Source organism: Sphingomonas qomolangmaensis (assembly GCF_024496245.1).
GTDB classification, from domain to species: domain Bacteria; phylum Pseudomonadota; class Alphaproteobacteria; order Sphingomonadales; family Sphingomonadaceae; genus Sphingomonas; species Sphingomonas qomolangmaensis.
The window spans coordinates 2309462-2322762 of record NZ_CP101740.1 but is presented as its reverse complement, the minus strand read 5'-3'; the positions used below and the strand labels follow the sequence as shown (position 1 = coordinate 2322762).

The window sequence follows — 13301 nt, the reverse complement described above, 5'->3', positions numbered from 1 at the left end:
GGCCGGGGTGACGAAGACGGGCCGGACGCCCCCACTTCGTCCAATGCGGCGAACACTTCCCTTTTCGCGCCATACCGCGTATGGCGCACGCCACTTTGCGAACCCACGAGGACTATTTTTGGCTAAAGAAGAACTGCTTGAGATGCGCGGCCGCGTGGTGGAGTTGCTCCCCAACGCGATGTTCCGGGTCAAGCTTGAAAACGATCACGAGATTCTGGGCCACACCGCGGGCAAGATGCGCAAGAACCGCATCCGCGTGCTGGTCGGCGACGAAGTGCTCGTCGAACTCACCCCCTATGATCTCACCAAGGGCCGGATCACCTATCGCTTCAAATAGCGGTTGGTGGTCGGGACGAATGGTTTCGGCCAAATAGCCTAGCCATGAACCTCGTCCTCGCCTCATCTTCCCCGCGCCGCCGCGACCTGCTTGCCCGCATCGGTGCGGTGCCCGCGCGCGTCGTCCCGCCCGATATCGACGAAAGTCCGCGCAGGGACGAAGCGCCGCGCGCCTATGCGCTGCGGCTTGCCATCGCCAAGGCGCAAGCGGTCCCCCGCGCCGGCGACGAGATCGTGCTGGCGGGCGACACCACGATCGCGCTGGGCCGCCGCATCCTGCCCCCCGCCGACACGCTCGACATCCAGCGCGACCTGCTGGGCAGGCTTTCGGGCCGCCGCCACCACTGCCTGTCGGCGATCTGCGTTATCGGTACCGACGGCAAAGCCCGCACCCGGGTCGCCGACACCGTCGTCGCGTTCAAGCGGCTGACCCCGCAGGAGATCGAGCGCTATCTCGATTGCGGCGAAGGGCTGGGCAAGGCCGGCGGCTATGCGATCCAGGGCCGCGCCGAGGCGTTCGTCCGCTTCCTTTCGGGCAGCCATTCGGGGGTGGTCGGCTTGCCGCTGTTCGAGACGCGCGCCTTGCTCGAAAGCGCCGGGATCGTCCTTGGCTGAGTGGCTGTACGAAGCCGGGATCGGCGAAGCCCGAGCGATCCTGGTGTCGCGCGGCGACATCTGGAAGGCGCGGATCGAGGTGGCGGGCGAGGTCCCGCGAATCGGTGGCATCCACCGCGCACGGCTGACCGAGATCACCGGTCCGCGCACCGCCAAGGTGGCGCTGGATGGCGGCGGTGATGCGCTGCTCGAACCCTTTCCTGCGGGGACGACGCAAGGCGCGGCGCTGACCGTGCGGATCGTCCGCGAAGGCATAATCGAGCGCGGCAAGCTGCGCCTGCCCAAGGCGGTGCCCGGCGAGGGCGCGCCGCAGCCAGGTCCCGACCTGCTGGCGCGAATCACCGCCACCGGCCTGCCGGTCCGCCTGTGCCGCGCGCATGAGGCCGACGCGTTCGAGGAAGCCGGCTGGTCCGAAGTGCTCGACGAGGCGGTAAGCGGCGACATCGCATTCCCCGGCGGCTGGCTGCGGATGGCGGTCACCCCGGCGATGACCTTGTTTGACGTCGACGGCGCGCCGCCGCATGGGCCGCTTTCGATCGCTGCCGCGCACGCCGTGGCGCGCGCGATCGAGCGCCACGGCATCGGCGGGTCGATCGGCATCGACTTTCCCACGCTCGCCAACAAGGCGGAGCGCCAGGCGGTTGCCGACGCGATCGACGCCGCGCTGCCGCAGCCCTTCGAGCGCACCGCGATGAACGGCTTCGGCTTCCTCCAGGTCGTCCGCCGCCGCGAGCGCGCATCGCTGCCCGAAGCGATCGCCGCCGATCGCGCAGGCTATGAGGCGCGCGCGCTGCTGCGCCGGATCGAGCGTATTCCCCCGCCGCCGCCGGCTTCCCATATCGTGCCCGAGGCGATCGCCCGCCGGCTGGCGCGCCAGCCCGATTGGCTCGCCGAACTCGCCCGCCGCACCGGCGGCGAAGCGCGGTTCGAGACACGACAGGAGAATCGATGATGGCCCGGCGTTCCGGCTGCCCCGTATGCGGCCAACCCACGCTTGCCGAGCACAAGCCCTTCTGTTCGCGCGGCTGCAAGGACCGCGACCTGCTGCAGTGGCTGGGCGAGGGCTATCGCATCCCCGGCGAGCATGTCGATCCCGACGATGCCGAAGGCGCACAAAGCAGGCTGGACACGTCCGGCGAGCGCGACTAAGACCCGCGCTCCCCGACGTCCCATCGGGTGCGCCCGAGTAGCTCAGTTGGTAGAGCATGCGACTGAAAATCGCAGTGTCGGCGGTTCGAATCCGTCCTCGGGCACCATTTCCCCACCGCAGAAATCCCACAGGTTGTTTCGCCCCGCGGCCATGCTAGCGTCGCGGCGATGTCGATCCTCCTGTCGCTGCTTGCCGTCCAAGCCTTTGCTCCCGAGCCGCTAGCCGGCGCGCGCGTCACCTTCGACCGCGATGGCGTGGCAGCGGCGCAGACCGCTGGCTATGCCGACATCGCCGCCGCGCGCCGGCTGACCGCCGACGATCCGGTGCGCGTCGCGTCGATCTCGAAGCTTGCGGTGGCGATCGTGGTGCTGCGGCTGGTCGAGGCAGGGACGCTCGATCTCGACGCCGATGTGTCCGACCGGCTGGGGTGGCGTTTGCGCAATCCGGCGCATCCGCAGGTGCCGGTGACGCTCCGGCTGCTGCTGTCGCATCGATCGAGCTTGACCGATGCGGTCGATTACGTCCTGCCGCTCGATGCCGAAATGCAAAAGGTGCTTGCCGATCCGAAGGCGTGGGACGCGGCGCACGCGCCGGCGACCTATTTCCGCTATACCAACATGAATTATCCGGTGGTTGCAGCGGTCATCGAGCGCGCCACCGGGCAGCGTTTCGACCGGGTGATGCAGGCGCAGTTGTTCGGCCCACTGGCGATCGAGGCGTGCTTCAACTGGGAAAGCTGCAGCGCGGCAACCGCAGCGCGCGCGGTGGTGCTGTACGAGCCCGACGGCACCGCGCTTCGCGACGATAATCGCGGTGCCAAGCCCGCCTGTTCGGTCACCCCCGCGGTCGATGGCGACTGCGACCTGTCGCGCTGGGTGGCGGGGCGCAACGGCGCGATCTTCTCGCCGCAAGGGGGGATGCGGATTTCGGCCAATGGCCTTGCGCGGATCGGACGATTGCTCGCGGGTGAAGGCGTGGTCGATGGTGTGCGGTTACTCTCGCCTGCATCGTTCGCGGCGCTGGCCACCCCGCTTTGGACCTATGACGGCAGCAATGGCGAGACCGAAGGCGGTTTCTATTGCAGCTATGGGCTGGGCGTCACCTTCACCGCGACGCGGGTGGCGGGGTGCGCCGACGATCCGTTCGGCGACGGGCGGGTGCGGATCGGCCATGCCGGCGACGCCTATCGGCTGCGATCGGGGCTGTGGGTCGATCGTGCGAGCGGCACCGGCGTCGCCTATTATGCGACCGGGGTGGCGACCGACGCACCCAGGGGCAGTTCGGCGTTCAGCGCGATCGAGGAACGATTGGCACGCGGCCGATGAACCTTCGCCATGTCGAGATCTTCCACGCGGTGTATGTCCACGGATCGGTCAGCAACGCCGCGCGCGCGCTGAACGTGTCGCAGCCCTCGGTCACCAAGATGCTGCGCCATGCCGAGAGCCTGCTGGGGTTCGACCTGTTCACCCGCACCAAGGGGCGGCTGGTGCCGACCGAAGACGCGCATCAATTGTTCAGCGAGGCGAGCGCGATCCAGGAGCGGGTGCAGTCGCTGCGCGATACCAGCCGCAACCTGCGGCGCGGCGCGGGGACGCTGCGGATATCGGCGCTGCCGTCGCTGGCGCTGGGGGTGTTGCCGAGCGCGGTGGCGCGGGTGCTCAAGCGGACGCCGGGAGTGTCGTTCGACCTTCAGACCGTCCATCACGACGATCTGCTGCGCAAACTGTACGAGCGCGAATGCGACGTTGCAATCGCCTATGAAGTGCCGGTCGCCGCGCCAATCGCCGCGCATGCGCTGGGCGAGGGCGAGCTGGTGGTGCTGTACCGCGAGAGCGACCTGCCCGATGCCCCCGCGCGGCTCGACCTGGCGGCGCTCACCGACCGCCCGTTCATCAGCCTGGCGCGCAGCGGGCCGCTGGGGCAGATGTTCTCGGCCGAATGCGATCGGCTGGGGGTGGCGTTCGACGAAGTGGTATCGACCCGCACCTTCTACATCGCCGCCGCGCTGGTGCGCGCGGGGGTAGGGATCGCGGTGGTCGACAGCTTCACCGCGGCGGCGTCGCTGTCGGCGGGGCTGGCGTTTCGGCCGCTGCGGCCGGCGATCACTTTCGACGTCCATGCGATGTTCCTCGAGAACCGCCCGCCCTCGACGCTGGCGCTGTCGTTCCTCGATGAACTCCGTGCCTCGATCGACGTCCTATAACCCGGCGTTATGACCCAGCCCCCGCGTCGCTATTCGCAGCCGGGCCGCCGCCGCTCTAGGGTTTGCGCATGATCCCGACCCCCTACCTCCTCTATCTTGGCCACAGCGACGATCCGCTGGGCATCAAGACCTCGCGCGGGCTCGCGCATTTCGTGCCCGAGCTTTGCGTCGGCGAATTTCGCCACGACGATTGCCCGCTGACCTTGGGGATCGAGCGGCTGACGATCGAGGAAGCCCGCGCGCGCGGGGCCAATACGCTGGTGCTGGGGATCGCCAATCCGGGCGGCAGCATGGGGCAGGCGCTGGTCGAGGACGCGCTGGTCGCGATCGCGTTGGGGATGCACGTCGCTGCGGGGCTCCACCATCGGCTGCGCGAAGTGCCCGCTCTGGTCGAGGCGGCGCGCGCGGCGGGCGTGACCTTGTTCGACGTGCGCGATGCGCCCGCCGACCTGCCGGTGGGGAGCGGCATCAAGCGCGCGGGGCGGCGGCTGTTGACGGTGGGCACCGATTGTTCGGTGGGCAAGATGTACACCAGCATCGCGCTTCAACGGGCGATGCAGGCGGCGGGACTTGCTGCCGATTTCCGCGCGACCGGGCAGACCGGCATCCTGATCGCAGGGCGCGGGATCGCGGTCGATGCGGTGGTTGCCGATTTCATCTCGGGCGCGGTCGAGGTGCTTTCGCCCGCGCGGAGCGACGATGGCTGGGACGTGATCGAGGGGCAGGGGTCGTTGTTCCACCCCTCGTTCGCCGGGGTTTCGACCGGGCTGCTCCACGGCGCGCAGCCCGATGCGCTGGTGCTGTGCCACGAGGCGGGGCGCCCGCACATGCGCGGGCTGCCGCATTTCGCGGTGCCCGGGCTTGCCGAATGTCTCGAGGCGAACCTGCGCACGGCGCGGCTGACCAATCCGGCGGTGCAGGCGGTGGGGGTGTGCATCAACACCTCGCGGCTGGGCGAGGTCGAGGCGCTGGCGTTCTGCGCAGACGCCGGACAGCGGCTGGGGTTGCCGTGCACCGATCCTGTCCGCTTCGGCGTGACCCCCATCATCGAGGAGATCGCGCGTTGCTTCGCACCGTCGCCGCTCGCCACGACCGTTTCGGCCTGAAATCGCCCTTCCGCATCGCGCGCGGGGTGAAGACCGACGCCGATGTGGTCACCGTCGAGATCGCGGTCGGCGGTCTGACCGGGCGCGGCGAGGGGGTGCCCTATCCGCGCTATGGCGAGACGATCGAGGCGGCGCTGGCGGATATCGCCGCGGTCACCCCGGCGCTGGCGCAGGGCGCGGGACGCGAGGAGCTGCTCGCGCTGATGCCCGCGGGGGCGGCGCGCAACGCGGTCGACGGCGCGTTGTGGGACCTCGACGCGCAGCTCGCGCGAACGACGGTGGGAATGCTGCTGGGCCAACCGCCGCTGGTGCCGGTCGAGACCGCGGTGACGATCGGCATCGATACCCCCGAGGCGATGCACCGCGCCGCGATCGCGCTGGGGGTGGTGCCGCTGGTCAAGGTGAAGCTCGACGACCAGCTGGTGGCCGAGCGGATCGCCGCGGTACGTTCGGCATTGCCCGATGCGCGGATGATCGTCGATCCCAACGAAAGCTGGACGATGGAGTTGGTCGAGGCGATCCAGCCGGTGCTCGCCGATGCGCAGGTGGGATTGCTCGAACAGCCGCTGCCCGCCGCTGCCGATGCGGCGCTCGCCGGCTTCGCGCCGCTGGTGCCGATCTGCGCCGACGAAAGCGCGCACGGCATCGCCGATCTCGATCGGCTGCAGGGGCGCTATGCCTATGTGAACATCAAGCTCGACAAGACCGGCGGGCTGACCGCCGCGCTCGCCTTTGCCGATGCCGCGCAAGCCGCCGGGTTCGAGCTGATGCTGGGCTGCATGGTGTGTTCGTCGCTGGGAATCGCGCCGGCACTGGCGCTTGCCAGCCGGGCGGGGTTCGTCGATTGCGATGGACCATGGTGGTTGACGCAGGATCGGGGCGGAGGGGTGCGGATCGAAGGCGGGATACTGCATCCGCCGGCTCCCGGATTCTGGGGCGGGGTTTGAGGTCGGGGTGGCCTTCTTCCCTCCTCCCGCTTGCGGGAGGGGTCGGGGGAGGGGCTGTTTGGGAAGCGCCGCTGCGCGTGGCGACATGCCCTCCCCTGACCCCTCCCGCAGGCGGGAGGGGGATTAATCGATGATGCGCGCCTGGTTCGCGATACCGCTCTGGCAGCGGGTGCTGGGCGGGTTGGTGCTCGGCGTGCTGCTGGGGCTGTTCTGGCCTGACGCCGCGCCTTCGGTCGCGTTCCTGGGCGACATTTTCGTTCGGCTGATCCGGATGCTGGTCGCGCCGATCGTGCTGGTGACGATCGCCTCGGGTATCGCCTCGATGGCCGATCCCAAGCGGCTGGGCCCGCTTGGCGGCAAGACCGTCGGGCTGTTCGCCGCGACCACCTTGATCGCCGTCGCGCTCGGGATGGCCGTGGCGGTGGTGGTGCAGCCGGGGGTGGGGGCGGCGCTTGGCAGCGCGCAGGCGCAGGCTTTGGGCGAGCCCAGGACGCTGTACGATACGCTCGTCGGTATCGTCCCGCTGAATATCGTCGATGCGCTGGCGAAGGGCGACATGCTAGCGCTGATCTTCACCGCGATCCTGGTCGGCGCTGGCACCGTGGTCGCCGGCGAGGCGGGGGCGCCGTTCGCGCGATTCCTGGCGTCGGCGTCGAGCGTGCTGCTGACGATCGTCCGGCTGGTGATGGAGGTGACCCCGTTCGGCGTCTTCGCGCTGATCGCGGGCGCGGTGGCGGCCAATGGCGTCGCGGTGTTCGCCAATGTCGGCTGGCTGGCGCTGTGCGTCGTCATCGGATCGGTGCTGCAGATCGTGATCGTCCATGCTGCGATGCTCAAGCTGCTGGCGCGGGTGCCCGTCGGGCGTTTCTATCGCGGCATCGTCGATGCGCTGGCGATCGCGTTTTCGACCGCGTCGAGTTCGGCGGTGCTGCCGGTGGCGATCCGATGTGCGCAGGACAATCTGGGCGTGGCCAAGCCCGTCGCCTCGACCGTGCTGCCGCTGGGCGCGAGCATCGGCAAGGACGGCACCGCGATGTATGTCGGGTTGCTGAGCGTCTTCAGCCTGCAGGCCCTGGGCCATCCGATGGCGACCGCCGACTGGTTCGTCGTGCTGGTGACCGGCGCGCTGGCGGCGTTCGGGACCGCGCCGGTGCCGTCGGCGTCGTTGTTCATGCTGGCGGCGGTGCTCGCGGCGGTCGGGGTGCCGCCCGAACAGACCGCGTTGATCGTCGGGTTCGTGCTACCCTTCGACCGGCTGCTCGACATGACGCGCACGGTGCCCAGCGCTTCGGCGAACCTGATGGTGGCGACGACGGTCGCGCGGTGGGAGGGGGCGCTCGACGATCGGTTGGCGGGGGTGCGTGCCGAGGTGCGCGAAGCAGGATAGGAGCGGGCGATGGGGGCGGGAACGAGCAAGGCGATGATGCTGGCGCTGCTGGCGCTGGCGGGATGCGCGGCGCCTGGCCGCGTGCCGCTCGACCGCACTGCTTCGCTCGACGAGCGCGTGCGCGCGGTGCTGTACGATCCTTCGGTCGCAGGGACGCGCTGGGGATTGCTGGTGGTCGATGAGGCGGGGCGCGAGGTGGTGGCAATCGCCCCCGATGATCGCTTCCTGCCGGCGTCGAATACCAAGCTCGTGACGATCGCCGCGCTGCACGCCGAGCCGGGGCTGATGGCAACCCCGATCGAAGGCACCGCGGTCGCGATCGAGCCGGTGGTCGGCGCGAGCGATGTCGTGCTGGTCGGCAGCGGCGATCCTTTGCTGCGCGATACCGCCGATTGCATCGCCAATTGCCTGGCGACACTTGCCGACGCGGTGGCGGCGCGGACCAAGGCGGTGCGGGGGGTGATCGGCGACGATCGTGCCTATCCCGACGAACGCTGGGGGCAGGGCTGGAGTTGGGACGATCTCCAGGGGCGCTATGGCACCGCGGTGTCGGCGCTGACGCTGAACGACAACGTCACGAGCATCACCGTAACCGCGGGGGTAGTGCCGTCGGTCGCGAGCGAGGATGGCTGGTTCGCGATCGAGAATCGCGTGGTGGTGGGTGCCGTCACCGCGATCGAGGTCGAGCGGCTGCCGGGCAGCCGGACGGTGCGCGTCTTCGGCACGATCGCCACCGATGCACCCGTGCAGACGATCCGGCTGGGGGTCGATGATCCGGCCGAATGGGCGGCGTATCGCTTCGCGCGGCTGCTTCGCGCGCGCGGCGTGTCGGTGGCCGAGGCGGCGAAGGCGCGGCATCGCGCGCCGGGGGACCCCCGGCCAGCTGTGACCGGGGTCGTCGCGCGGCTCGATCCGCCGCCTTATGCCGAGGCGGTGCGCGAGACGATGAAGGTCAGCCAGAATCTGTACGCCGAGATGCTGCTGCGGCGGGTGGCGGCGCGGCGGGGGGATCGCGGGACCGCCGATGGCTTTGCCGCGATCGACGCGATGTTCGCGCAGGCCGGCGTCGCGCGTGCGGGGTGGGACCTGTTCGATGGATCGGGGATGTCGGTGTATAACCGGCTGTCGCCGCGCGCGGTGGTCGGGGTGTTGCGCTGGTCGCAGACGCAGCGCTGGGGCGCCGCGTATCGCGATACGATGCCGGTCGGCGGGGTCGACGGCACGCTGGCGAATCGGTTCAAGGACACGCCGCTTGCCGGGCGGGTGTCTGCCAAGACGGGATCGCTCAAGGGCACTGCCGCCTTGTCGGGGTTCCTGACCACCGCGACCGGGCGGACGCTGACCTTTTCGTCGTTCGCCAATGACCGCCCCTCGGGCGGCGGCGCGACGACCTTGGCCGCCGAACGCGCGCTCAACCTGATCGCTGCCGAGAATTGAACACGCATCGCTAGGCAACGGGTCACAAACCCGCTTTACCGGCGGCGCCAAATCCATATGATACCGGTGACAACGCGGAATACCGCGGTACAGGGGACGGATGAATCGATGGCATTTCCGAATGACTGCGCCCTGGCGCTCGGTGCGGCACGTACGGGTGGTTGACCTGAAGAGGGTGACCGCATGACCCGATTATCGCGCGCGACGCTCGACCATCTGCCGGTGCGTGTCGGGCGGCCGGGCGATGCCGGTGCCCACGTGCAGATCGGCATCGTCCATTTCGGCCCCGGTGCGTTCCACCGGGCGCACCAGGCCGCGTATTTCGATGCGCTGCTCGCCACCGATCTGCGCTGGGGGATCGCCGCGGTTTCGCTGCGCACCCCCGAGCTGGTCGAGGCGTTGGCAGCGCAGGACGGGCTCTATAGCCTGACGATCCTCGATTCGACGGTCGAGACGCGGGTGATCGGCGCGCATCGTGCCTGGGTCGGCCCCGGCGAGGGCGCGCGGGTACACGCGCTGCTCGCCGATCCGGCGGTACGGCTGGTGACCAGCACCGTCACCGAAAAGGGCTATTGCCTGCGCAGTGACGGAACGCTCGATACCGCGCATCGCGACATCGTCCATGACGCCGCCAACCCCGACGACCCCCATAGCCTGATCGGCTGGATCGTCGCAGGGCTCGCAGCACGGCGCGCCGCTGGCGGCGAGCCGTTCGCGGTGCTGTGCTGCGACAACATGACGGGCAACGGACGCAAGCTTCGCGCCGCGGTGATCGCGCTGGCCGAGATCCGCGATCCGGCGCTTGCCGCCTGGATCGGCGAGACGGTGGTGTTTCCCGATTCGATGGTCGATTCTATCACCCCCGCCACCGACGACGCGCACCTCGCGCGCGCCGCCGAGGCGTTGGGGGTGGCCGACCTTGCCGCGGTACAGCGCGAAGCGTTCACCCAATGGGTGCTCGAGGACGTCGCGCTGCCCGGCGATCCCGATTTGGCGAGCGTCGGCGTGATCCGCACCAGCGACGTCGCGGGCTATGAACGCGCCAAGCTGCGTATCCTCAACGGCGCGCATTCGACGCTTGCCTATGTCGGGCTGGCGCGCGGCCACGTGAGCGTCGGCGACGCGATGGCCGATGCACCGCTGGCGGCGTTCGTCGAGGCGATGATCCGCGAGGACATCGTGCCCTCGCTCGGGGCGATCGCCGGCTTCGATGTTCAGGCCTATGCCGGCGCGGTGCTCGATCGTTTCCGCAACCCCGAAATCCGCCATCTGTTGTCGCAGATCGCCGGCGACGGGTCGCAGAAGCTGCCCTATCGCATCCTTGATACATTGGCCGAGGCACGCGCTGCGGGTCGCCCGATCACGCGGTTGGCGGTGCCGGTCGCGGCGTGGATCGGCTTCCTGCGCGGCCGCGCCGAGCGCGGCGAGGCGATCGCCGATCCGCTGGCCGACCGGTTGGTGGCGGCGGTGATGGCGCAACCCGAGGGCGACGCGATCGTTGGCGAGATGCTGGCGATCGAAGCGGTATTCCCCGCTTCGCTCGCGAACGACGCCGATTTCCGCACATCGGTGGCAAAGGCCTATCGCGCGCTGCTGGCGGGGGACCTGGCTTGAGCCTTACCAACCCCGGCCGCGCGCCAGACACGAGCAGCATGACGATGGAGTTTTTGCGATGACCCGCCCGCTGAGGCTCGATCCAGATCGGCTGTTTCCCGCCGAACCGCGCACCCGCGACATCGCACGCGCGCTGTATGCTGAAATCGGTGCGCTGCCGATCGTCAGCCCGCACGGCCACACCGATCCGCGCTGGTTCGCGACCAACGCCCATTGGACCAACGCCACCGAATTGCTGCTGGCGCCCGATCATTATCTGTACCGGATGCTGTATTCGCAGGGGATCGCGCTCGCCGACCTGGGCGTGGCCGATCGCAACGGTGCTCCTGCGACCAATCCGCGCGCGGCTTGGGGCTTGTTCGCCGCGAACCAGCATCTGTTTCGCGGTACGCCGTCGCGACTGTGGCTCGACCATGTGTTCGCCGAGGTGTTCGGGTTCGAGCAGGCGCTCGATGCCGGCACTGCGGACTTCTATTTCGACGCGATCGGCGAAAAGCTGGCGAGCGATGCGTTCCGCCCGCGCGCGCTGTTCGAGCGCTTCGACATCGCGTTCCTGGCCACCACCGAAGGCGCCGACGATCCGCTGGGGCACCATGCCGCGATCCGCGCCTCGGGCTGGCAGGGGCGCGTCGCGACCACCTATCGCCCCGATGCGGTGATCGATGTCGAGCATGAGGGCTTCGCGACGTCGATGGCGCGCTTTGCCGAACTGACCGGCGAGGACGTCTATTCGTGGCGCGGCTATCTTGCCGCGCACGCCAAGCGCCGCGCCGATTTCCGTGCGGCGGGGGCGACCGCGACCGATCACGGCCACGCGACCGCGCGCACCGCGAACCTGTCGGCGACCGAGAGCGAGGCGCTGTTCGCGCGCGTGACCGGCAGCGACTGGACCGCCGCCGACGCCGAACTGTTCCGCGCGCAGATGCTGACCGAAATGGCCAAGCTTGCGTGCGACGACGGGATGGTGATGCAGATTCACCCCGGCAGCTTCCGCAACCATAATCGCGGGCTGTTCGCGAGCCATGGCCGCGACAAGGGCGCCGATATCCCGACGCGCACCGATTATGTCTCGGCATTGAAGCCGATGCTCGACGTCGTCGGGACGCGCACCGATTTGAGCATCATCCTCTTCACGCTCGACGAGACGACCTATTCGCGCGAACTCGCGCCGCTGGCGGGGCATTATCCGTGCCTGAAGCTGGGGCCGGCATGGTGGTTCCACGACAGCCCCGAGGGGATGCGCCGCTTCCGCGAGCAGACGACCGAGACCGCGGGCTTCTACAACACGGTCGGCTTCAACGACGACACCCGCGCCTTCCTGTCGATCCCGGCGCGGCACGATGTCGCGCGGCGGGTCGATTGCGCCTTCCTCGCGCGGTTGGTCGCCGAGGGGCAGTTGCACGAGAATGAAGCGCATGAAGTGGCGTATGATCTGACGATCGGGCTGGTCAGGCGCGCGTATAAGCTCGACGCCGACGCGGCCGCGCCGGTCGCCGCGGCGGCATGACCACCGCGTTCTTCGGCGAGCTGCTGCTCCGCCTGTCGCCGCCGGGCCGCGAGTTGCTGTTCCAGCGCCCCAGCCTCGACGTCCATGTCGGTGGGGCCGAGGCGAATGTCGCGATCGGGCTGGCCAGCCTTGGCCATTCGGTACGGATGCTGAGCGTGGTGCCCGACCACAAGATCGGCGAAACCGCGCGCGGCGAGTTGCGGCGCCACGGCGTCGATGTGGGCCACGTCGAGGCGGCACCGGGGCGGCTGGGGCTGTATTTCCTCACGCCGGGCGCGGGGCTTCGCGCGTCGGAGGTGATCTACGACCGCGCTTATTCGGCGTTCGCGTTGCGTGGTGCCGAAGATTGGGACTGGGAGCGGCTGCTCGACGGCTGCGACGCGCTGCACCTGTCGGGGATCACCCCGGCGCTGGGGCCCAACACCGCCGCCGCCGCGCTGGCCGCCGCGCGGGCGGCGAAGGCGCGCGGGATGCGGTTGTCGTTCGACGGCAATTATCGCGCGCGGCTGTGGGAAGCGTGGGACAGCGATCCGCGCGGGGTGCTGACCGAATTGGTGGGGCATGCCGATATCCTGTTCGGCAACCATCGCGACGTGGCGCTGCTGCTGGGCAAGCCCTTTTCAGGTGACGGCCCCGAACATCGGCGCGAGGCGGCGCTGGCGGCGTTCGACGCCTTCCCGAACCTAGGCGTGATCGCTTCGACCGCGCGCGACGTGATCGACGCTGATCATCACCGGCTGTCGGCGCGGGTCGAGACGCGCGAGGCGGTATGCCAGACCGACGAGGTGTCGATCGCTGGGATCGTCGATCGGATCGGTGCGGGCGATGCCTTTGCCGCCGGGGTGTTGCACGGACTTGCGCAGAGCGGCCCCGACCAAGCGGCGCGCGACGGGCTGGCGTTGACCTGCCTTAAGCACTCGCTGCCCGGGGATGCGAGCCTGTTCACCGCGCGCGATCTGGCGGCGTTTCACGACGAAGGGCTCGACGTTAGGCGATAAC

13 protein-coding genes and 1 tRNA gene are annotated in these 13301 nt (G+C 69.3%); all 14 read left to right on the top strand.

The window, feature by feature from the left end; translation table 11 throughout:
- The first annotated feature begins 118 nt into the window (after positions 1-118).
- Positions 119-337, top strand: coding sequence for a translation initiation factor IF-1 (infA, locus tag NMP03_RS10995; protein ID WP_033923152.1), 219 nt, complete (start codon positions 119-121; stop codon positions 335-337).
- Between the two features lie 44 nt (positions 338-381).
- A complete protein-coding gene (locus NMP03_RS10990) occupies positions 382-951 on the top strand; it encodes a Maf family protein (RefSeq protein ID WP_256505438.1) in 570 nt (189 codons plus the stop codon).
- On the top strand, positions 944-1903 hold the full coding sequence (locus NMP03_RS10985) for a ribonuclease (RefSeq protein ID WP_256505437.1): 960 nt from the start codon (positions 944-946) through the stop codon (positions 1901-1903). The genes NMP03_RS10990 and NMP03_RS10985 overlap by 8 nt, the downstream gene beginning before the upstream one ends.
- On the top strand, positions 1900-2100 hold the full coding sequence (locus tag NMP03_RS10980) for a DNA gyrase inhibitor YacG (RefSeq protein WP_256505436.1): 201 nt from the start codon (positions 1900-1902) through the stop codon (positions 2098-2100). Before NMP03_RS10985 ends, NMP03_RS10980 begins: the two co-directional genes overlap by 4 nt.
- Before the next feature lie 31 nt (positions 2101-2131).
- Positions 2132-2207 (top strand) — tRNA-Phe (locus NMP03_RS10975).
- A 61-nt stretch (positions 2208-2268) separates the two neighbouring features.
- The gene (locus NMP03_RS10970) at positions 2269-3426 is read left to right on the top strand and encodes a serine hydrolase domain-containing protein (RefSeq protein ID WP_256505435.1); all 1158 of its coding nucleotides are present in this window, start codon (positions 2269-2271) and stop codon (positions 3424-3426) included.
- On the top strand, positions 3423-4304 hold the full coding sequence (locus NMP03_RS10965; protein WP_256505434.1) for a LysR family transcriptional regulator: 882 nt from the start codon (positions 3423-3425) through the stop codon (positions 4302-4304). The genes NMP03_RS10970 and NMP03_RS10965 overlap by 4 nt, the downstream gene beginning before the upstream one ends.
- Before the next feature lie 68 nt (positions 4305-4372).
- Positions 4373-5410 carry an N-acetyltransferase DgcN gene (dgcN, locus tag NMP03_RS10960; RefSeq protein WP_256505433.1) on the top strand — a complete coding sequence of 346 codons (1038 nt, stop codon included), beginning with the start codon at positions 4373-4375 and terminating at the stop codon, positions 5408-5410.
- Positions 5368-6357, top strand: coding sequence for an N-acetyl-D-Glu racemase DgcA (gene dgcA / locus NMP03_RS10955; protein ID WP_256505432.1), 990 nt, complete (start codon positions 5368-5370; stop codon positions 6355-6357). Before dgcN ends, dgcA begins: the two co-directional genes overlap by 43 nt.
- 130 nt (positions 6358-6487) lie before the next feature.
- Positions 6488-7744, top strand: a complete 1257-nt coding sequence (locus tag NMP03_RS10950; RefSeq protein WP_256505431.1) for a dicarboxylate/amino acid:cation symporter — start codon at positions 6488-6490, stop codon at positions 7742-7744.
- Positions 7745-7753: 9 nt separating this feature from the next.
- The gene (gene dacB, locus NMP03_RS10945) at positions 7754-9181 is read left to right on the top strand and encodes a D-alanyl-D-alanine carboxypeptidase/D-alanyl-D-alanine endopeptidase (protein ID WP_256505430.1); all 1428 of its coding nucleotides are present in this window, start codon (positions 7754-7756) and stop codon (positions 9179-9181) included.
- A gap of 183 nt (positions 9182-9364) precedes the next feature.
- Complete coding sequence (locus NMP03_RS10940) at positions 9365-10795, top strand: mannitol dehydrogenase family protein (RefSeq protein WP_256505429.1); 1431 nt, start codon at positions 9365-9367, stop codon at positions 10793-10795.
- A 58-nt stretch (positions 10796-10853) separates the two neighbouring features.
- A complete protein-coding gene (gene uxaC, locus NMP03_RS10935) occupies positions 10854-12302 on the top strand; it encodes a glucuronate isomerase (RefSeq protein WP_256505428.1) in 1449 nt (482 codons plus the stop codon).
- The gene (locus NMP03_RS10930) at positions 12299-13300 is read left to right on the top strand and encodes a sugar kinase (protein ID WP_256505427.1); all 1002 of its coding nucleotides are present in this window, start codon (positions 12299-12301) and stop codon (positions 13298-13300) included. The genes uxaC and NMP03_RS10930 overlap by 4 nt, the downstream gene beginning before the upstream one ends.
- The last annotated feature ends 1 nt before the right edge of the window (position 13301 follow it).

What these genes read in the sequence shown, in the direction of transcription:
- NMP03_RS10930 (WP_256505427.1), top strand. Translation starts at nt 12,299, where the DNA reads ATGACCACCGCGTTCTTCGGCGAGCTGCTGCTCCGCCTGTCGCCGCCG.
- NMP03_RS10990 (WP_256505438.1), top strand. Translation starts at nt 382, where the DNA reads ATGAACCTCGTCCTCGCCTCATCTTCCCCGCGCCGCCGCGACCTGCTT.
- NMP03_RS10970 (WP_256505435.1), top strand. Translation starts at nt 2,269, where the DNA reads ATGTCGATCCTCCTGTCGCTGCTTGCCGTCCAAGCCTTTGCTCCCGAG.
- NMP03_RS10980 (WP_256505436.1), top strand. Translation starts at nt 1,900, where the DNA reads ATGATGGCCCGGCGTTCCGGCTGCCCCGTATGCGGCCAACCCACGCTT.
- dgcN (WP_256505433.1), top strand. Translation starts at nt 4,373, where the DNA reads ATGATCCCGACCCCCTACCTCCTCTATCTTGGCCACAGCGACGATCCG.
- NMP03_RS10940 (WP_256505429.1), top strand. Translation starts at nt 9,365, where the DNA reads ATGACCCGATTATCGCGCGCGACGCTCGACCATCTGCCGGTGCGTGTC.
- NMP03_RS10950 (WP_256505431.1), top strand. Translation starts at nt 6,488, where the DNA reads ATGATGCGCGCCTGGTTCGCGATACCGCTCTGGCAGCGGGTGCTGGGC.
- dacB (WP_256505430.1), top strand. Translation starts at nt 7,754, where the DNA reads ATGGGGGCGGGAACGAGCAAGGCGATGATGCTGGCGCTGCTGGCGCTG.
- NMP03_RS10965 (WP_256505434.1), top strand. Translation starts at nt 3,423, where the DNA reads ATGAACCTTCGCCATGTCGAGATCTTCCACGCGGTGTATGTCCACGGA.
- uxaC (WP_256505428.1), top strand. Translation starts at nt 10,854, where the DNA reads ATGACCCGCCCGCTGAGGCTCGATCCAGATCGGCTGTTTCCCGCCGAA.